Raw genomic sequence first — 16079 nt, 5'->3', positions numbered from 1 at the left:
GGGTGAGGGCAGAGCTCGCCGAGGTGTCACCGGCCGGCCCTGAGCGCAAGCGCGCCGCGATCGTCTCCTTCGCCAAGTAGGCCGTCCGGCATGAGTTGCTGCAGGCCAACCCGATGGACCGGATCGGCATCGCGAAGATGCCCAAGAGCCTGCCCTGCCCCGGCCGCGGCCGCCGACGTCGTCAAGGTGCCGGAGCGGGCATGCGTCTGTTCGTTTGCGTACAGCCCCTGCCGGCTTTCGGTGGCTGGAGAGCGCACGGGCTGGTTCGTGATCGCGGTTGCGAACGGACAGGCCCGTCAGAGCCGGCCGAGGGCCTTGGCCAGCGCGGTCGCGGCGGAGGCGATCACCTTGTCGTCATGCGCGGTGTTGTCGGTGTTACGGTTGGTGAACACCGAAAGGATCATCGGCGCGTTGGACCCGGGCGACCAGACGATCGCCAGGTCGTTGGCGGTGCCGTAGTTGCTCGCGCCGCCGGTGCCGGTCTTGTCGCCGACCGTCCAGTCCTTGGGGAGTCCGGCCCGGATGCGGTTGGCACCGGTGAGGCTGGCCTTCAGCCAGGCGACCAGCCGCGCCCGGTCGCCGATGTGGAGGGTCTTACCGGTGGTGAGCTTGGCGAAGGTCTGTGCGGCCGCGGCGGGGGTGCTGGTGTCGCGCTCTTCACCCGGCTGCCACTCGGTCAGGGTGGGCTCCGGTCGGTCCAGCCGACTTGTCCGATCGCCGGTGGCGCGGAAGAACCCGGTCAGCCCGCGCGGCCCGCCGATCTGCTTCAGCAGCGTGTTGCCTGCGAAGCCGTCGGATTTGGTGATCCCGGCGCGGCACAGCTGTGCAGGTGTCATGCCGGTGTCGGTGTATTCGGTGGTCTCTGGGGAGTTCGTGGTCAGTCCGGCCATCTCGGCAGGCTTCCAGCGAACCACCTTGTCCATCAGCCCGGGGTCGCTGGTGCGCGCTTTGTGCAGTACGGCCGCGCAGGCGAACACCTTGAACATGGAGTTGAAGGGAAAGCGCTCATCGGCTCGGTAGCCGACCGTTTTACCGGTTCCCAGGTCGATGCCCACTACGCCGATACGCCCCTGGTAGGACTTCTCAAGTTCCTGCAGCGTCTTGTCCAGCTCGGAGTCGGACGGGGCGGTGGTCCCCGTCCGGGAGTCGACGCCGGAGGTGCCCTTCTCGCCGGTGGCGGCATGCGCCGCACTGGCGGGGCCGCTCAGCAGCATAGAAGTGGTCAATGTCGCGATCCCAAGACGCATAAGTGGTTGTGTCATGGCGGAGAGCAGATCAGAAACCGGCTAGGGGTGTCCAATATTGATATTGATCATTCAGTCATATCGATATGGATATCGGCAGGCGACTCAGGGGCAGATGGCGCCGGTGAGTGTGCGGAGTGGCCTCGGCATCGCCCGCTCCACCTTGTATCGAGCGCTGGAGTACGACTCCCCCGCTCGCTGCGGCGACCGTCCCGGTCGAGGCGAGCGTCGACCGGGCCACGCACCCCTCTCTCCCGCCCCGGTGGCGGCCGCCGATCTCCGTACGGCGGGGGTGGCGGTTCTCGTGCCGCGCCTCCAGTCAGATCTGGTTCTGGTGAGGGGGCCGGCGGAGGGCGTTGTCGACCAGGTTGCCGATCATCCGTTCCAGCAGGACCGGTTCGCCGCTGACCGGTGCCGACCGGAGCTCGGTTCGCACGGCGATGTCGGCGGTCGCCGCCCGTGCTTCGGCCGCGTCGAGGGCGGCGGCCACGATGGCGGCCAGGTCGGGGTTCCCGCGCGCCGAGCCCGGCCTGGCTGCGCGCCAACAGCAGCAGCCCATCCAGGACGCGCTGCAGGTGCTCGACGGCGCCGCGACGCCGCGCTGGACGCGGTCCAGCATCCCGTTGATCGTGCCCGCCAAGGCGGACAGCTCGTTGGCGGGGGTGGTGACCGGGACCCGGTCGGTGAGGTTCTCGGCCGACAGCCGCCGGGCGGTGGTGGAGGTCGCGCGGATCGGCCGCAGCACCCGACCTGCCACCAGCCAGCTCAGTACGGCGGCCAGCCCGGTCACCACGATGAGCGCCAGACCGGCCTGGGGCAGCAGCGCGGACAGGGTGTCGGCCTCCACCTGTTCGGCGAGAGCGCGTAGTTCCTCGGTCCGCGGTGGCATCGGCTGGGGCGCGCCCGGTGGGTGGGAGCCGATCGAGTCCAGGTGGGTGAAGAGCGCGGGGCAGCGCCGCGTCAGTGCGGCGGAACGGTCGCGCCGGTCGCCGGCAATGCCCCCGGCTTTTTGGCCGTGACCTTCACCTCCGCCGACGGCCGCCGTCAGTTCGCCGTGTCCACCACCTTGAAAATCAAGAACGAGCAGGCCATGGCCGTCGGTGAGGTCATCAACAAGGCCGCCGAAGCCGTGCTCTGCCCCGGCCCGGTGACCGGAGCCATCCGCGACCGCGGCTGCTGATGGCTCGGCACCAGCAAGCTGGGAGACGTCCAGCAGGCCGTGGCCGGGATGTGACCCACGAGACACCCCGGGAAGGGAATCACGGATGATCAATCTAACGCTCTAGAGAGGAGAAGACCGAAGGGAAACGACCTCATGACCATCCTCATCGCCTACGACGGCTCGGCGAACTCACGCACCGCGATCGAGGTCGCGGCCAAGCACCTGACGCCCCAGCCGGTGGTCGTCCTGACCGTGTGGGAGCCGCTTCTGGTGCAGCTCAGGAAATATCCGATCGGAGCGCCGGCATTGGTGGCCGATGACTCGGGCGAATGGGGTGCGCTGGCCGAGCAGCAGGCCAAGGAGGGGGCCGAACTGGCCGTCGCGGCCGGGTTCACCGAGGTCTCACACCGGGCCGTGGCCGACGACGAGTCGATCTGGAAGACGATCGTGGAGGTCGCCGACGAGCTCGACGCCTCGATGATCGTCTTTGGTTCCCGTGGTCTTTCGACGGTCCGCTCCGTCCTGCTGGGCAGCGTCTCCAACCACGTGCTGCACCACACGCGCCGCCCGACGCTCGTGGTGCCGCCCCCCGCGTCCTAGCCGCAGCAGGCGTTGGCGGGGGTGAGCCGGGTGTCGATGCGCCGGGCACCCGGCCCCTCCTCGCCGAGCCGGTCGTGCGGGTTGGCCAGCGCGCACCGGTCGAGTGACAGGCAGCCGCAGCCGATGCAGTCGGTCAGGTCGTCGCGGAGCCGTTGGAGCTGCTCGATGCGGTCGTCGAGGTCGGAGCGCCAGGCGGCCGACAGCTGCGCCCAGTCGTCGCGCGTGGGGGTGCGGTTCTCGGGCAGCGTGGCCAGCGCCTCTTTGATCGTCTTCAGGGGGATGCCGAGGCGCTGGGCGAGCCGTACGAACGCGACTCTGCGAAGGGTGTCACGGGTGTAGCGGCGCTGGTTGCCCGCGGTGCGGCGGCTGCTGATGAGGCCCTTGGCCTCGTAGAAGTGCAGTGCCGACACGGCCACGCCGCTGCGCTCGGCGAGCTGCCCGACCGTGAGCTCACGGGTGTTCCACACGACCTTGGTCATGACCTTAAGCTTACTTGAGGAAGCTACTCCCACTTGAACAGCCGTACGGCCAGGCCGCCGAACAGCGCCAGCCCGACGAGCATCACGGCCAGGTGCGGAAGCTGCGGCCAGTCGCCCGCCCAGGTGTCGCGCATGGCGTTGATGAACGGCCCCACCACCGAGTAGTCGCTGACCATGCGCAGCGCGTCCGGCATGATCTCGCGCGGGATCCACATGCCGGCGACGAACATCAGCGGGAACATCACGACCGACCCGATGCCGGGCGCGGACTTGGCGTTGGGCGCGACCGAGGCGATCACCAGCCCGATGGCCAGCATCGCGGCGGTGCCGAGCAGGCACACCAGAGCGAACCCGAAGATCTGCTCGGGCGGCGTCGAGCCGTGCACCAGCCATCCCGCCAGGATCACGAGCACGACGGCCACCACCGCGACGCCGAGATTGATCAGCAGGTGCGCGCCCAGCAGCCGGGAGGGGTGCACGGGCGTCGTGGACATCCTTCTGAGCACGCCCTGCTCCCGGTAGGCGGCCAGCACGCCGGGGAGCACGGTGAAGGAGGTCGTGAGCAACGCCAGCAGGATCATCTGGGCCGGAAGCTGGCTGTCCACGAACCGCTGCCCGCCGAACTCGGGATCAGGCTTCGACAGATCGGGGATCTGCCCCAGGACCACCAGCAGGCCGACGGGCAGGGCGAGGCTGAACACGATGGCGGGCCAGTCGCGCAGGAGCAACTTGGTCTCGACGGCCAGGATCTTCTTCATGCGAGCTTCCTTCCGGTGAGCGCGAGGAACGCGTCGTCCAGCGTGGCCTGCTCGATGCGCAGGTCGCCGGGGATGATCTGCTGCTGGGCCAGGGCCAGCGTGACGGCGGGGGCCAGGTTTCCGGTGCCGGTCACCACGACCTGCTCGCCGCTGCGGCTGACGCTCGTCACCTCGGGCAACGCCGTCAGGAGGGAGTCCTCGACGGGGGCGGAGGGCCGGAACCGTACCCGCTGCTCGTCGCCCACCCGGGCGATCAGCCCGGCCGGCGAGTCGGTGGCGACGACCCGGCCGGAGTCGATGAGCGCGATGCGGTCGCAGAGCCGGTCGGCCTCCTCCATGAAGTGGGTGACGAGCACGATCGTCACGCCGGAGTCGCGCACCTGCTCGACCAGTTCCCAGGTGTCCCTGCGGGCCTGCGGGTCGAGCCCGGTGGTGAGCTCGTCGAGCACGGCGACGCGCGGCTTGCCGACGAGGGCGAGCGCGACCGACAGCCGCTGGCGCTGGCCGCCGGAGAGCTTGCCGAACTGGGCGTCCCGCTTGTCGGCCAGCCCGACCTGCTCCAGCAGTGCCCGCCAGTCGGCGGGGTCGGGGTAGAAGGAGGCGTACAGGTCCAGCGCCTCCCACACCTTGATCTTCTCGGGCAGCGCGGAGCTCTGCAGTTGGACGCCCAGCACCCGGCGCAGCGCGTCGCGCTCCGCGACCGGGTCGATGCCGGCGACCCGGACGGTGCCACCGTCGGGGGTGCGCAGGCCGGAGACGCACTCCACGGTGGTGGTCTTGCCGGCGCCGTTCGGACCGAGGATGCCGAAGATCTCACCTTCGGCCACCTCGAACGACACGTCGTGCACCGCCACGTGGTTGGGGTAGCGCTTGTGGAGGTTTCTGACCTCGATGACCTTCATGGTGACGACGGTAGGGAGCGCGGTAAGCGCGGGGAATCGGGCTGGATGCCAGGTAAGGGTGTACCTAGGTGCATCGACGGCGCCTGTCCGGTTCGAGCACACTAGAGGCATGCTCAGAAGGTTCGGTCAGGCGACGGCGCTGCTCGCGTTGACCTTCGTGCAACTGCTGGTGATCGTTTTCTCCTTCCTCGCTCTCTTCGGCACGTTCGCGCTCGGCATGGTCTTTCTCTATCCGCCGCACGTCCGGCTGGTGCGTCGGCTGGCGGAGGACACCCGGCGCCGGGTCCGCGCGTGGACGGACATCGAGATCGCCTCGCCGTACCTGCCCAAGCCACCGCCCCCGCAGCCCCAGGCCGACGGGATGTACCGCCACGACCGGACGCTCTACAAGACGCCACGGATACCCGCCTGGAGCGACCGGTGGAAATGGATGCTGTCCGATCCGGCGACCTGGCGCGACGGGCTCTGGCTGCTGCTCGACCCCCTGATCAAGGTGCTGTTGCTGCCGGTGTTCATCACGATGCCGGAGCGCGGTCTGCGGTTTTACGGGCTCTGGTGCGAGTTACTGCTGTCCGCGACCCGCGCCAGCAGGCTGGCCGGGCAGGTCTCCCACCTCAACCGGGTACGCAACCTGGCCGCCGACTCCCAGGCGGCCGAGATGCGCAGGATCGAGCGTGACCTGCACGACGGCACGCAGGCCAGGCTCGTCGCCATCGGCATGACGCTCGGCGCCGTCGAGGAGCTCGTCGAGAAGGATCCCGTGGCGGCCAGAGCACTGCTGACCAAGGCCAGGGAGGCGTCCGCCGACACCCTGACGGAGCTGCGCAGGGTCATCCGGGGCATCCACCCTCCGGTGCTGGCCGAGCGCGGGCTCGCCGACGCCGTGCGAGCCCTCGCGCTGGACAGCGCGTTGCGGGTGACCGTGGAGGTCGACCTGCCGCACCGGCCGGAGGCGCCGGTGGAGGCGGCGATCTACTTCGCGGTCAGCGAGCTGCTCTCCAACGCCGCCAGGCACGGCGACGCCCGCTCGGCCACGGTCGACATCAGGGGTGACGGGCCGTACCTGCGGGTCACCGTGACCGACGACGGCATGGGCGGCGCCGAGCCCGGCAAGGGCAGCGGCCTGCTCGGCATCGAGCGGCGGCTGGCCGCCTTCGACGGCGTGCTCGCCATCAACAGCCCGCCGGGCGGTCCGACGACCGTGCACATGGAGTTGCCCCACGCGCTGCCCGAGCACTGGGCGGGCAGCCTGCCCAAGATGCCGCGCTGGAAGGCCGTCACGGTGGCGGTGTGCTGGGGCCTGGCCTGGTGTCCGTTGTTCCCGCAGGGCCTCGTGGCCGGCGTCTTCAAAATCGTCGGAGCCGACGAGAAGAGCTGGTTTCTGGCGCTTTACCTACCCGGCCCCTGGCAGTGGCCCTTCATCGTGGGCATGATCACGCTCGGTATCGCCATGTATGTGCTGGCCACCCTCATCCCCGGCCAGTACGCCCGGCAGAACCGGCCGGCCTGGGCCACCCCGCTGTCCACGGGATGCGACCGGTGAAGCGCGTACTCATCGCCGAAGATCTCTACCTGCTCAGAGACGGCCTGGTCCACCTCCTGCAGGCCCATGGCTTCACCGTCGTGGCCGCCGTGGAGAGCGGGCCCGAGCTGCTCAAGGGTCTGATCGAGCTCCGCCCCGACGTCTCGATCGTGGACGTACGCCTGCCGCCCACGTTCACCGACGAGGGCCTGCAGGCAGCGCTGGCGGCCCGCGCGCAGCTGCCGGGGTTGCCGATCCTGGTGCTGTCCCAGCACGTCGAGCAGCTCTACGCCCGCGAGTTGCTGGCCGACGGCTCGGGCGCGATCGGCTACCTGCTGAAGGACAGGGTGTTCAACGCGGAGCAGTTCATCGACGCCGTCCACCGGGTGGCCGAGGGCGGGACCGCGATGGACCCCGAGGTCATCGCCAAGCTGCTGGCCAGCAACGCCCGGCACGAGCCCCTGGCTGCGCTCACCCCACGCGAGCGGGAGGTGCTGGAGGCGATGGCCGAGGGGCGTTCCAACGCGGCGATCTCCCAGCGGCTCTATCTCAGCGAGAGCGCGGTGGCCAAGCACACCGCCGGGATCTTCGCCAAGCTCGGTCTCGCGCCCTCCGACGACGACAACCGGCGTGTGCTGGCCGTCCTCGCCTATCTGAACAGCCGTTAGGGCGGCTTTGTCGGTCGGACCCGCTACCTTCGTAGGAGTCAGGCGCGACGAAAGGGGCGATCAGGTGAAGATCCGGGTTAACCGTGATGTCCTGGCGGATGCGGTGGCGTGGGCCGCCAGGGTTCTGCCCAGCCGCCCTGTGATGCCGGTGCTGTCCGGGCTGCTGTTGGAGGCCGGCGAGGAGCTGAGCCTGTCCGCGTTCGACTACGACGTCTCGGCACAGGCCCGGATCGAGGCCGAGGTGTCCGAGCCCGGCGGCGTGCTGATCCCCGGCCGGCTGCTGGCCGAGATCAGCCGCAGCCTTCCCGGCGACGATGTCGAGATCTTCACCGAAGGCGCCGAGGCGGTGCTGACCTGCGGAAGTGCCGAGTTCGGGCTGGTGACGATGCCGGTCGAGGACTTCCCGACCATGCCCACGATGCCGCCGAGCATCGGGGCCATCGGCGGCGGGGTGTTCGCCTCGGCTGTGGGCCAGGTCGCGCCCGCGTCCAGCCGCGACGACACGCTGCCCATGCTCACCGGCATCAGGGTCGACATCGACGGCGAGACGGTGACGATGGCCGCCACCGACCGCTACCGCATCGCGGCCCGCGAGTTCGCCTGGCGCCCGGCCAGGCCCGACCTCGCCATCTCCGCCATGGTGCCCGCCCGCGTGCTGGTCGAGGTGGCCAAGTCACTGCGCGGTGGCGAGGTGGAGATCGCGATGGGCGACGGGGTGGCCGGGTTCGAGAGCGTCGGGCGCAGCACCACCGTCCGCCTGCTCGACGAGCAGTTCATCGACTACCGCACCCGGCTGACCTCCGACTGGTCGATCAGGGCCGACGTGCGGGTGGGGCCGTTCGTCGAGGCCATCAAGCGGGTCGCGCTGGTGGCCGAGCGCAACACCGCGATCCGGCTCTCGTTCACCCAGGGGCAGGTGACGATCCAGGCCGGTGGCGGCGACATCGGCCGCGGCACCGAGGTGCTCGACTGCGAGCTGCGCGGCGACGACATCCAGATCGCCTTCCAGTCGCAGTTCCTGATCGACGGCCTCACCGGCATCGAGAGTGAGCTGGCCCGCATCAACATGGAGTCGCCGTCCAGGCCCGCCCTCATCCAGGACGTGCCGGGCGACGGCGAGCCCGCCTTCCGCTATCTCGTGATGTCACTGCGGCTCGGTGGCTGACCCGCGCCGGGCGACCAGCGTGGCTGACTGGCGTTCGGCGACCAGCCGGAAGACCCGCTTGAACTCCGCGTAGGCCCTCGCGCCCACGGCCTCGGCGTGCCGGGCCTCGATGGCGGCCATGGCGGCGTCCGACACGGCCATCTCGTCCAGCCCCTTCGCGGTGGGCACGATCAGCTTGGCCCGCCGGTCGGCGGGGTCGGGCCGGCGCTCCACGTATCCCAGCTCGACCAGCTCGTCGACGAGGGTGCCGATGACCTGCTTGTGCTGCCCTGACCGCGCGGCCAGGTCGGTGGCCCGGCTGCCCTCCTCGTCGAGGTAGGCCAGCACCGCGCCGTGACGCGGTCTGAGCTCCGGATGGCCCTGCTCGGCGATGGCGGCGAAGAGCTCGCGCTGCAGGCTGAACAGCGTACGGCTGGTCAGGACGCCCAGATCGGGATCGTCCTGTTGCTGCCGGCTCCTGCGCACCGTCGCCCCCGATCAGTCACTGGAACGTACGTCAGCGTCGCGGTCACTCGGTGAGGGCGATGAGAATGTGCTCCATGCAGGCGTGACCGGCGCGTTCGGCGGCACTGGCGTCACCCGCCGCGATGGCACGGGCGATGGCGTCGTGCGGGATGTAGGTCTTGTTCAGCGACGTGCCCGCGGCCGTGATGCTGGCCCGCAGCGCGGCCGAGAAGTCCTCGTAGAGGTCGATGAGCACCAGGTTGTGCGTGGCGTGCGCGACGGACATGTGGAAGGCCAGGTCGGCCTCCACGAAGTAGTCGGCGTCGTCGAGCTCCCAGGCCCGGTCGCGCTCGGCCAGGGCCGCCTCGATGCGCAGGATGTCCTCGTCGGTGCGCCGGGTGGCGGCGAGCCGCGCCGACTCGATCTCGAGCGCGCGTCGCACCTCCAAAATCTCCAACTGCTCGGCCTGCCGCAGCCGCCGGAGCATGGCGCCGGAAAGCTCGCTGGTCGCACGGACGTAGGTGCCGTCGCCTTGGCGGCACTCGAGCAGCCCGGCATGGGTGAGCGCGCGCACGGCCTCGCGAACGGTGTTGCGTCCCACTCCTAGCTGCTCGGCGAGCACGGTCTCGGTTGGGATCTTGCCGTTCATCTGCCATGACCCTGAGACGATCTGCTCCTTGAGCTGATCGATCACCTGGTCGACGAGCGAAGCCCGCTGCGCCGTACGCAGACTCACAGTCCGCCTCCTCCGGGGGAAAACCAATCATCCGATGAGTCAATGACTGGTAAGCCCCAGTGTATTCCAGACTGGGGCACCACAAATCTGGAGCCCCCGGAGGACTGCGCGGTCAGCGAGATACAGAGGCGTCGACCGTAAGGCCTGCCAGTGCGGAACGCACTCCGGCGGCTTCGAGGGCTTTACGATACGCGCCGGTCTGCTGTGCCGGGTCACCGACCCTGCCGTACAGGTCGCCCAGCTCGCGCCAGCAGCGAGCGACCTGCCGGTCGGAGCCGAACACCGGCCGGTTGAGCCCGTCGAGCAGCACGCGAGCGCTGCTCAGGTGCTTGGTGGCCTCACTGTCGAGATCGAGGGCGACGGTGGCGAGCACCAGGTGCGCCTCGGCCGGAGCGGTCCCGCGAGCGTCACCGAGCAGATCGAGCGCCGCCGTCGCGACCTCGCCGGCCCGACCGGCGTCACCGGCCCGCAACCTGACCCTCGCGTGCGCGATGAGGGTCTCACCGTGCTCGTGCGCGGTGGCCGGGGTGGACGCGAAGGCACGGGCCGCCGCGCCAACCAGGCGCTCGGCCTCCTCGACGGGCGTCGTGGCCAGCCTGGCCCAGTGCATGGCGATCCTGGCCAGCTGGAGCGCCAGCCGGTCCTGGCGGCCTGCGGTGATGGCGTCGTCGGCCAGGCGTACGGCCAGCGCGGAGTCGTCACCGGCGGCCGCGGCGGCACTCGCCTGCCACAGTGCCTGGATCTCTCCGGAACGGTCCACAACGTCAGGCACGCCGGCGATGTCGAGCACGCGCTTGACGAAGGTGAGCTCGGGGGAGGCGGTGTCGAGCTCGCCTCGCGCCTCGACGATCGTGGCGGCCAGGTCGACGGCGATCTCGCCCTGTGCGATCTCAAGGCGCATGGCCTGCTCAAGGGCGTGGGCCGCGAGGTCTCGGGCGCGTAGCCGGTCGCCGGCCCGCTGGTAGCAGCGGCTCAGCGCGACGGCGAGTGGCAGGTCGGCGAGTCGCTCGGGGTGGGCCGCCGCCTCTCGGCGCAGTCGCTCGAAGGCCTCCACCGCCTGGCCGAGCCGGCCCTGTGCCTCCAGCGCCCGCGCCCTGCCGAAGCGGGCGTGCGCGGTCAGCATCGCGTTTTCCTCGTCGGCGACCTTCACGATCTCGGTGAAGCGTTCGGCGGCCACGGCCGGATCGCCATGCTGGAGCTCCAGCTCGGCGTGGCGAAGACCGAGCTCGGTGTCGATGCGCTGCCGAGGCTCGATCCCGTGCAGGAGGAACTCGGTGGTGCACCCCAGGCGCTCGGCCAGGAGTCGGGCTACAACCGGAGTCGGAGTGCGCTTACCCGACTCGATGAGCGAGACATAACTGTCAGACAGGTCGGGTCCGGCCAGCTGGGCTTGGGACATCCGCCTGTTCAGCCGCAGTCCGCGGACGCGGTCACCGATGGTTCCCTGACTCGGCATCTCATCTCTCAAGGCGGGGAAGGGTCAACACTCCGCAATGATTGCATGAAGTAGCCGAATCGGGTATCCCCAGGTGAAGAATTCCCCAGCTAAGGGTTAATCGTCACCACTGTCCTTGCTGGGGAAGAGCATCTGACAGACCTCAAGGTAAAGCGTCTCAGGATACGGGATGTACTCGACGTTGGACAGGGCCTGATCCTGACCGGCGGATTCGAGGATGAACTCGCCGTAGCCGAGCATGCGCCCCATCAAGGAGCGCTTGAAGCTCATGTCGGTGACCTTCTGCAGGGGCATCATCGCGACCTTGCGCGTGATCAGGCCCGTGGTCAGGAGCATGCGCTTGGAGGTCACTACGAAGTAGTCGACCGACCACTCCGCGACCTTCCACACGAAGCGGATCAGCAGGAGCAGCCAGAGCCACCAGACGACGACGAGGGCCGTGCCGCCCCCCGAGTCGCCGAAGACCTTGCTGAGGAGGCCGGCGATGATCAGGCCGCCGAAGACCTCGGCGACCGGACGGAGTAGCACGGCCGGGTGGCGCCGCACCATGATGACCTGTTGTTCGTCGGGGAGTAGGTAGCGGTTGACCGATGACGGGGCGGAGTCCCCGTGGGTCACAAGTCTCATGCGAGATTGTTCACAAATTGGGCCAGCGAGTCGGCCGCGTTGACCACGGTGTCGAACGCCCCCCGGACCGCGTCAGCGGCGTCGTTGGGGCGTGCGAAGAGGTAGTACGCCAGAAACCCGACACCACCGTATGTCAGGACCTTTTTGACCTGCACTGTCGCCTCCGTACCACTTACCCACTACACCCGCTCTATACATTACCCACCGAGGTGCCGGGGTAAAGGTAACTTTGCGGGTTAGTTGTGATCTTGCTAGCCGCGCTCGCTAGCGACGAGCGCGAGGACATGAAGGTGCTTGCGCGCGATCCGCTCGACCAGGCTGGGATGGGCATAGCCCGTCACTTCCAGCGCGCCGTAGTGCGCCGCCTCGACGCAACGCGTTACGGTGGTCGCGGAGTGGACGCCGGCGAACTCACCACGAAGAGCCGTCTCGACGTCCGTATACGGTGTCGGGTCCGGATGGGTGTGATCGCTCACGACGACACCCTCGCAACCGGAAAATCACTCATTGCGCCCCCTCGCGCCCCGTGCGGAAGCTGCCTTCCTGGCTCTTCGTACCCCCGCAACAGCATTATGTAACGAAGCGACCACTGCGCGTGACCAAAGGGAGTGCTTTCTCAGACGACCCCGTAGAGCCGGTCGCCGGCGTCGCCGAGGCCCGGCACGATGTAGCCGCTGTCGTTCAGCTGATCGTCGACCGCCGCGGTGACCAGGCGGATCGGCCGTCCGGAGTTGGCGAAGACCTTGTCCATGTAGGCGAGCCCCTCAGGGGCGGCGAGCAGGCAGATGGCGGTGACGTCGACGGCGCCCCGGTCGAAGAGGAACTGCACGGCCGCCGCCAGGGTGCCGCCCGTGGCCAGCATCGGGTCGAGCACGTAGCACTGCCGCCCCGACAGGTCGTCGGGCAGCCGGGTCGCGTACGTCTCGGCCAGCAGCGTCTCCTCGTCGCGGATCATGCCGAGGAAGCCCACCTCCGCGGTGGGCAGCAGCCGGGTCATGCCGTCGAGCATGCCGAGCCCGGCGCGCAGGATGGGCACCACCAGGGGGTACGGCTTGGCCATCCGCACACCGTGAGCGGGGGCGACCGGCGTCTGGACCGTGACATCCGCCACCCGGACATCACGGGTGGCTTCGTACGCCAGCAGCGTCACCAGCTCGTCGGCGAGCCGGCGGAACGTCGGCGAGTCGGTGCGGACATCACGCAGCGTGGTGAGCTTGTGGGCCACGAGCGGATGGTCGACGACGAGGGTTTCCATATCGGGCAACGCTATCTTGTGTGGAACGAACCGGCACGTCGCGTCTTCGGATTTGATCACAATTTGGTCGGAGAGGCACACGGCGGCTGTTCGGGTCTGGAACGATTGGAGGCCGTAGAGGCCACGTCGGGTGGGGTGGACGATGACAGAAGAAGATGCGCTCGACTTCGCCATCGTGGTCTATCGCGAAGACGAGCGCTGGGAAGCCGAGCTGCTGCCCATCGCGCTCACGTCCGACCTCAGAGGGCTGATCAAGGCCCTGCGCCAGCAGCCGAGTGAGAGTGGCACGATTGGCCTGGTCGCGGTGGGGGATGAGTTCTTCGTGGCGCTGCGTGTTCTGCCGGATCGCGTCGATGTCTTCCTGTCGGACATCTCCGCGTCCTGGGACTATCCGCTGGCCGAACAGGTCCTCGAATACCTCGACATCCCCATCCCGGACGAGGACGAGCTCGACGAGATCCTGCAGGACGAGGAGACGGCTCTGCCCGCGGGCGACCTGTCCATCTTCGCCGACCTCGGGCTCGACGAGATGGAGCTGGGCATCCTGTCCGGCGACATCGACCTGCTCCCCGAGGACATGTTGTCCAGCATCGCCGCACGGCTCGGCTTCTCCGAGCCTTTCGAACGTGCGATCGAATCGGTCTTCGGCTGACCCTCTGGAGCTAGGACAATGGCGGCGAACACCTTCTCTGCGGCTTTCGTCAGGACCTCGGACGGCTGGAGCGGCGCCGAGATCGACCTGAGCGAGTCCGAGATCGTCGACGACTTCGGCGACGCCGTGACCGAGGCGCTGGGCCTGGCCGGTGACGAGCTGGCGCTGCTCTGCGTCGAGGTCGAGGACGAGTGGTTCGCCATCGTCCGCTACCTCGGTGAGGAGGAGCCGCGGGTGTTCCTCTCCGACGTGCACGCGATCCAGCCCGAGAGCCTGGGCGAGCTGTTCGCCGAGTTCGCCGGCGTCGTGCCCGACAAGGAGGGCAACGGGCTCGGCGTACGACCGGCGGGCGACTTCGAGCTGCTCAGCGACCTCGGCGTGAGCTCCGAGGAGCTGCTGGAGCTGAGCATGGAGGAAGGCGTGCTCCCGGCCGACATCCTCTCGGTGATCGCCGAGCGGCTGTCGTTCGCCGACGAGCTCGACCGGCTGCGGTGACCCACGCCGAGGCGATGCGCCTGGCCCTGGCCGAGGCCGTCGCCGCCGGCGCCCGTGGCGAGGTGCCCGTCGGGGCCGTGGTGCTCGGGCCGCTCGGCGAGGTGCTGGCGGCCGCGGGCAACGACCGCGAGTCCGCTGCCGATCCCACCGCGCACGCCGAGATGCTCGCGCTCAGGCAGGCCGCCCGGCTGCGCGGGCAGTGGCGCCTCGACGGCTGCACGCTCGTGGTGACGCTGGAGCCCTGCACGATGTGCGCCGGCGCCGCCGTACTGGCCAGGGTCGATCGGATCGTCTACGGAGCGATCGACGAGAAGGGCGGCGCCGTGGGCTCGCTCTGGGACGTCGTCCGCGACCGCCGGCTCAACCATCGGCCCGAGGTCGTGATGGGCGTTCTGGGCGAGGAGTGCTCCGCAGTGCTTAAGGAGTTCTTCGGCACTCGGCGGATCCGGTAAGCTCGTCGGCGGTGGTGTCGCCTAGTGGCCGAGGGCGCACGCCTCGAAAGCGTGTGATGGGGCAACTCATCCGTGGGTTCAAATCCCACCACCACCGCCACCGAAAAGGAGCCGCGCTCGCGGCTCCTTTTCTCGTTCGGCGGCTGCTAGGCGGGCAGCTCCAGCACCCTGGCGTGCAGGATCGATCGTTGGTGCAGAGCGGCCCGCAGTGCCCGGTGCAGACCGTCCTCGAGATAGAGCTCGCCCCGCCACTGCACCACGTGCGGGAAGAGATCGCCGTAGAACGTGGAGTCGGCGGCGAGCAGCGAGTGCAGGTCCAGCATCGCCTTCGTGGTGATCAGGGAGTCGAGCCGGACCTGCCGCGGTGGTATCTGAGCCCACTCGCGGTGGGTCAGACCATGTTCGGGATAAGGGCGTCCGTCGCCGACCAGCTTGAAGATCACCCATTGATTTTAGGAGAGTTTCCACATCCGCGTGTTGCTCTGTGCCGTCATCGCAGGTCAGCGGTGCCGCAACGGGCTGGCTGGCCCGTCTTGTAGCCCTGCTGGAACGCCTTCACGCGCTGTTCCGAAGAGCCGTGGGTGAACGAGTCGGGATCGACCCGGCCCTGGGTCCGCTCCTGGATGCGGTCGTCGCCGACCGCCGCCGCCGCGTCCAGCGCCTCCGCGATCTCCGCCCCGGTGAACGGCTTGTCGTAGAAGCCCGTGTCGATGGCCTTGTTCGCCCACACGCCCGCGTAACAGTCGGCCTGCAGCTCCGTGGCCACCGAGCCGCCGCCTTCGAGCGCGCCGAGCAGGTTCTGGACGTGATGGCCGTACTCGTGCGCGATCACGTACGCCTGCGCGAACGGGCCGCCCTTGGCGCCGAAGCGGCTCTGGAGATCGTCGAAGAAGCTCAGGTCGAGGTAGACGCGCTGGTCACCGGGGCAGTAGAACGGCCCGACCGAGGAGTCGGCCGCGCCGCAGGCGGTGCGCACCCCGCCGGAATACAGGATCGTCTTGGCCGCGCGATAGCCGGAGACCTCGGTCTTCCAGTAGTCCTGGATGCTGTTGACCACGCCCACGACCCGGCACTTCTCCGACTGGTCGGCGTCCTTGCCCGTCTTGCACTCCTGGGAGAGGTTGGAGGAGGGCTGCTGCTGCGCCGGTTGGCCTTCGCCGCCACCGCCGAGGCTGTTGATGACGAACACCGCGACCATCACGATCAGGGTGAGGACGCCACCGCCGCCGACCACCATCCCGCCCGGGAAGCCGCCCCCACCACCACCCCCGCGTCCACCGACGTCCTCCACCTGTGAGGAGTCGAGGTTGACGTCGTCTCTGAAGTCCATGACCAACGTCCCTTCTCGGGTCTGCCCGGGGGGACAGCTTCCCGAAAGGGACCCATAGATTCCAGCCCCTGTTCCAGATCATTCACCACGTGTCAGTTGATGTGGCGAAATGATGGAAAGTCTGATCGGCAT

At 68.9% G+C, this 16079-nt stretch carries 22 protein-coding genes and 1 tRNA gene; 9 read left to right on the top strand and 14 right to left on the bottom strand.

All coding sequences use genetic code 11. The features are described from left to right. Nucleotides 1-296: 296 nt before the first annotated feature. Together bla and IEY82_RS03180 are read right to left on the bottom strand one after the other, a co-directional pair. Nucleotides 297-1214 carry a class A beta-lactamase gene (gene bla / locus IEY82_RS03185; RefSeq protein ID WP_225262080.1) on the bottom strand — a complete coding sequence of 306 codons (918 nt, stop codon included), beginning with the start codon at nt 1212-1214 and terminating at the stop codon, nt 297-299. 349 nt (nt 1215-1563) lie between these two features. After that, nucleotides 1564-2133, bottom strand: a complete 570-nt coding sequence (locus IEY82_RS03180) for a HAMP domain-containing protein (protein WP_225262078.1) — start codon at nt 2131-2133, stop codon at nt 1564-1566. 42 nt (nt 2134-2175) lie between these two features. On the opposite strand from IEY82_RS03180, the gene IEY82_RS03175 reads away from it, so the two are divergent. Both IEY82_RS03175 and IEY82_RS03170 read left to right on the top strand, forming a co-directional pair. Next, a complete protein-coding gene (locus IEY82_RS03175) occupies nt 2176-2424 on the top strand; it encodes a hypothetical protein (RefSeq protein ID WP_189122373.1) in 249 nt (82 codons plus the stop codon). A 135-nt stretch (nt 2425-2559) separates the two neighbouring features. Then, complete coding sequence (locus tag IEY82_RS03170; RefSeq protein ID WP_189122372.1) at nt 2560-3006, top strand: universal stress protein; 447 nt, start codon at nt 2560-2562, stop codon at nt 3004-3006. Here IEY82_RS03170 and soxR read toward each other — a convergent pair. The 3 genes from soxR to IEY82_RS03155 are packed head-to-tail and all read right to left on the bottom strand — an operon-like array spanning nt 3003 to nt 5145. Further along, nucleotides 3003-3485, bottom strand: a complete 483-nt coding sequence (gene soxR / locus IEY82_RS03165) for a redox-sensitive transcriptional activator SoxR (RefSeq protein WP_189122371.1) — start codon at nt 3483-3485, stop codon at nt 3003-3005. The genes IEY82_RS03170 and soxR overlap by 4 nt on opposite strands. 23 nt (nt 3486-3508) lie before the next feature. Further along, the gene (locus IEY82_RS03160) at nt 3509-4243 is read right to left on the bottom strand and encodes an ABC transporter permease (RefSeq protein WP_189122370.1); all 735 of its coding nucleotides are present in this window, start codon (nt 4241-4243) and stop codon (nt 3509-3511) included. Then, nucleotides 4240-5145: an ABC transporter ATP-binding protein gene (locus IEY82_RS03155; RefSeq protein ID WP_189122369.1), complete on the bottom strand. Its 906-nt coding sequence runs from the start codon at nt 5143-5145 to the stop codon at nt 4240-4242. Before IEY82_RS03155 ends, IEY82_RS03160 begins: the two co-directional genes overlap by 4 nt. A 109-nt stretch (nt 5146-5254) precedes the next feature. On the opposite strand from IEY82_RS03155, the gene IEY82_RS03150 reads away from it, so the two are divergent. The 3 genes from IEY82_RS03150 (at nt 5255) to dnaN (ending at nt 8500) form a co-directional block, all read left to right on the top strand. Then, nucleotides 5255-6688: a sensor histidine kinase gene (locus IEY82_RS03150; protein ID WP_189122368.1), complete on the top strand. Its 1434-nt coding sequence runs from the start codon at nt 5255-5257 to the stop codon at nt 6686-6688. Next, complete coding sequence (locus tag IEY82_RS03145) at nt 6685-7335, top strand: response regulator transcription factor (RefSeq protein ID WP_225262077.1); 651 nt, start codon at nt 6685-6687, stop codon at nt 7333-7335. Before IEY82_RS03150 ends, IEY82_RS03145 begins: the two co-directional genes overlap by 4 nt. Before the next feature lie 64 nt (nt 7336-7399). Next, nucleotides 7400-8500, top strand: a complete 1101-nt coding sequence (gene dnaN / locus IEY82_RS03140) for a DNA polymerase III subunit beta (RefSeq protein ID WP_189122366.1) — start codon at nt 7400-7402, stop codon at nt 8498-8500. On the opposite strand, the gene IEY82_RS03135 is transcribed toward dnaN, so the two are convergent. The 7 genes from IEY82_RS03135 to upp all read right to left on the bottom strand — a co-directional run bounded on the left by IEY82_RS03135 (nt 8480) and on the right by upp (nt 13018). After that, nucleotides 8480-8965, bottom strand: a complete 486-nt coding sequence (locus IEY82_RS03135; protein ID WP_189122365.1) for a MarR family winged helix-turn-helix transcriptional regulator — start codon at nt 8963-8965, stop codon at nt 8480-8482. The two genes, dnaN and IEY82_RS03135, sit on opposite strands and share 21 nt — an antisense overlap. A gap of 43 nt (nt 8966-9008) precedes the next feature. Beyond that, nucleotides 9009-9680 (bottom strand): FadR/GntR family transcriptional regulator, encoded by a 672-nt coding sequence (locus IEY82_RS03130; protein ID WP_189122364.1) that lies wholly within the window; start codon nt 9678-9680, stop codon nt 9009-9011. Nucleotides 9681-9792: 112 nt separating this feature from the next. Further along, on the bottom strand, nt 9793-11136 hold the full coding sequence (locus tag IEY82_RS03125) for a helix-turn-helix domain-containing protein (RefSeq protein ID WP_189122363.1): 1344 nt from the start codon (nt 11134-11136) through the stop codon (nt 9793-9795). Nucleotides 11137-11232: 96 nt separating this feature from the next. Next, nucleotides 11233-11763, bottom strand: coding sequence for a PH domain-containing protein (locus IEY82_RS03120; protein WP_189122362.1), 531 nt, complete (start codon nt 11761-11763; stop codon nt 11233-11235). Then, nucleotides 11760-11918 carry a hypothetical protein gene (locus IEY82_RS03115; RefSeq protein WP_189122361.1) on the bottom strand — a complete coding sequence of 53 codons (159 nt, stop codon included), beginning with the start codon at nt 11916-11918 and terminating at the stop codon, nt 11760-11762. The genes IEY82_RS03120 and IEY82_RS03115 overlap by 4 nt, the downstream gene beginning before the upstream one ends. Before the next feature lie 96 nt (nt 11919-12014). Beyond that, nucleotides 12015-12239, bottom strand: a complete 225-nt coding sequence (locus IEY82_RS03110; protein ID WP_189122360.1) for a hypothetical protein — start codon at nt 12237-12239, stop codon at nt 12015-12017. Nucleotides 12240-12379: 140 nt separating this feature from the next. After that, nucleotides 12380-13018, bottom strand: coding sequence for a uracil phosphoribosyltransferase (gene upp / locus IEY82_RS03105; protein ID WP_189122359.1), 639 nt, complete (start codon nt 13016-13018; stop codon nt 12380-12382). 142 nt (nt 13019-13160) lie between these two features. On the opposite strand from upp, the gene IEY82_RS03100 reads away from it, so the two are divergent. The 4 genes from IEY82_RS03100 (at nt 13161) to IEY82_RS03085 (ending at nt 14717) form a co-directional block, all read left to right on the top strand. Continuing rightward, the gene (locus tag IEY82_RS03100; protein ID WP_189122358.1) at nt 13161-13670 is read left to right on the top strand and encodes a tRNA adenosine deaminase-associated protein; all 510 of its coding nucleotides are present in this window, start codon (nt 13161-13163) and stop codon (nt 13668-13670) included. Between the two features lie 18 nt (nt 13671-13688). Then, on the top strand, nt 13689-14165 hold the full coding sequence (locus IEY82_RS03095) for a tRNA adenosine deaminase-associated protein (RefSeq protein ID WP_189122357.1): 477 nt from the start codon (nt 13689-13691) through the stop codon (nt 14163-14165). A 14-nt stretch (nt 14166-14179) separates the two neighbouring features. Beyond that, complete coding sequence (locus IEY82_RS03090) at nt 14180-14617, top strand: nucleoside deaminase (RefSeq protein ID WP_189122589.1); 438 nt, start codon at nt 14180-14182, stop codon at nt 14615-14617. A 10-nt stretch (nt 14618-14627) separates the two neighbouring features. After that, a tRNA-Ser gene (locus tag IEY82_RS03085) sits at nt 14628-14717 on the top strand. Between the two features lie 46 nt (nt 14718-14763). Here IEY82_RS03085 and IEY82_RS03080 read toward each other — a convergent pair. Further along, entirely contained in the window at nt 14764-15060 is a 297-nt protein-coding gene (locus IEY82_RS03080; RefSeq protein ID WP_189122356.1) for a type II toxin-antitoxin system VapB family antitoxin, read from the bottom strand. A 47-nt stretch (nt 15061-15107) separates the two neighbouring features. Beyond that, nucleotides 15108-15947, bottom strand: coding sequence for a KPN_02809 family neutral zinc metallopeptidase (gene ypfJ, locus IEY82_RS03075; protein WP_189122355.1), 840 nt, complete (start codon nt 15945-15947; stop codon nt 15108-15110). Between the last annotated feature and the right edge of the window lie 132 nt (nt 15948-16079).

Origin of the sequence: Nonomuraea cavernae (assembly GCF_014646355.1) — a bacterium.
GTDB lineage: Bacteria > Actinomycetota > Actinomycetes > Streptosporangiales > Streptosporangiaceae > Nonomuraea > Nonomuraea cavernae.
This window is presented reverse-complemented; position numbering and strand designations above follow the sequence as displayed.

Bases quoted from the DNA above. Each gene is read 5' to 3' on its own strand.
- bla (WP_225262080.1), bottom strand. From the start codon at position 1,214: ATGCTGCTGAGCGGCCCCGCCAGTGCGGCGCATGCCGCCACCGGCGAG.
- IEY82_RS03180 (WP_225262078.1), bottom strand. From the start codon at position 2,133: ATGCCACCGCGGACCGAGGAACTACGCGCTCTCGCCGAACAGGTGGAG.
- IEY82_RS03170 (WP_189122372.1), top strand. From the start codon at position 2,560: ATGACCATCCTCATCGCCTACGACGGCTCGGCGAACTCACGCACCGCG.
- soxR (WP_189122371.1), bottom strand. From the start codon at position 3,485: ATGACCAAGGTCGTGTGGAACACCCGTGAGCTCACGGTCGGGCAGCTC.
- IEY82_RS03160 (WP_189122370.1), bottom strand. From the start codon at position 4,243: ATGAAGAAGATCCTGGCCGTCGAGACCAAGTTGCTCCTGCGCGACTGG.
- IEY82_RS03155 (WP_189122369.1), bottom strand. From the start codon at position 5,145: ATGAAGGTCATCGAGGTCAGAAACCTCCACAAGCGCTACCCCAACCAC.
- IEY82_RS03150 (WP_189122368.1), top strand. From the start codon at position 5,255: ATGCTCAGAAGGTTCGGTCAGGCGACGGCGCTGCTCGCGTTGACCTTC.
- IEY82_RS03125 (WP_189122363.1), bottom strand. From the start codon at position 11,136: ATGCCGAGTCAGGGAACCATCGGTGACCGCGTCCGCGGACTGCGGCTG.
- IEY82_RS03120 (WP_189122362.1), bottom strand. From the start codon at position 11,763: ATGAGACTTGTGACCCACGGGGACTCCGCCCCGTCATCGGTCAACCGC.
- upp (WP_189122359.1), bottom strand. From the start codon at position 13,018: ATGGAAACCCTCGTCGTCGACCATCCGCTCGTGGCCCACAAGCTCACC.
- IEY82_RS03100 (WP_189122358.1), top strand. From the start codon at position 13,161: ATGACAGAAGAAGATGCGCTCGACTTCGCCATCGTGGTCTATCGCGAA.
- IEY82_RS03095 (WP_189122357.1), top strand. From the start codon at position 13,689: ATGGCGGCGAACACCTTCTCTGCGGCTTTCGTCAGGACCTCGGACGGC.
- IEY82_RS03090 (WP_189122589.1), top strand. From the start codon at position 14,180: ATGCGCCTGGCCCTGGCCGAGGCCGTCGCCGCCGGCGCCCGTGGCGAG.
- ypfJ (WP_189122355.1), bottom strand. From the start codon at position 15,947: ATGGACTTCAGAGACGACGTCAACCTCGACTCCTCACAGGTGGAGGAC.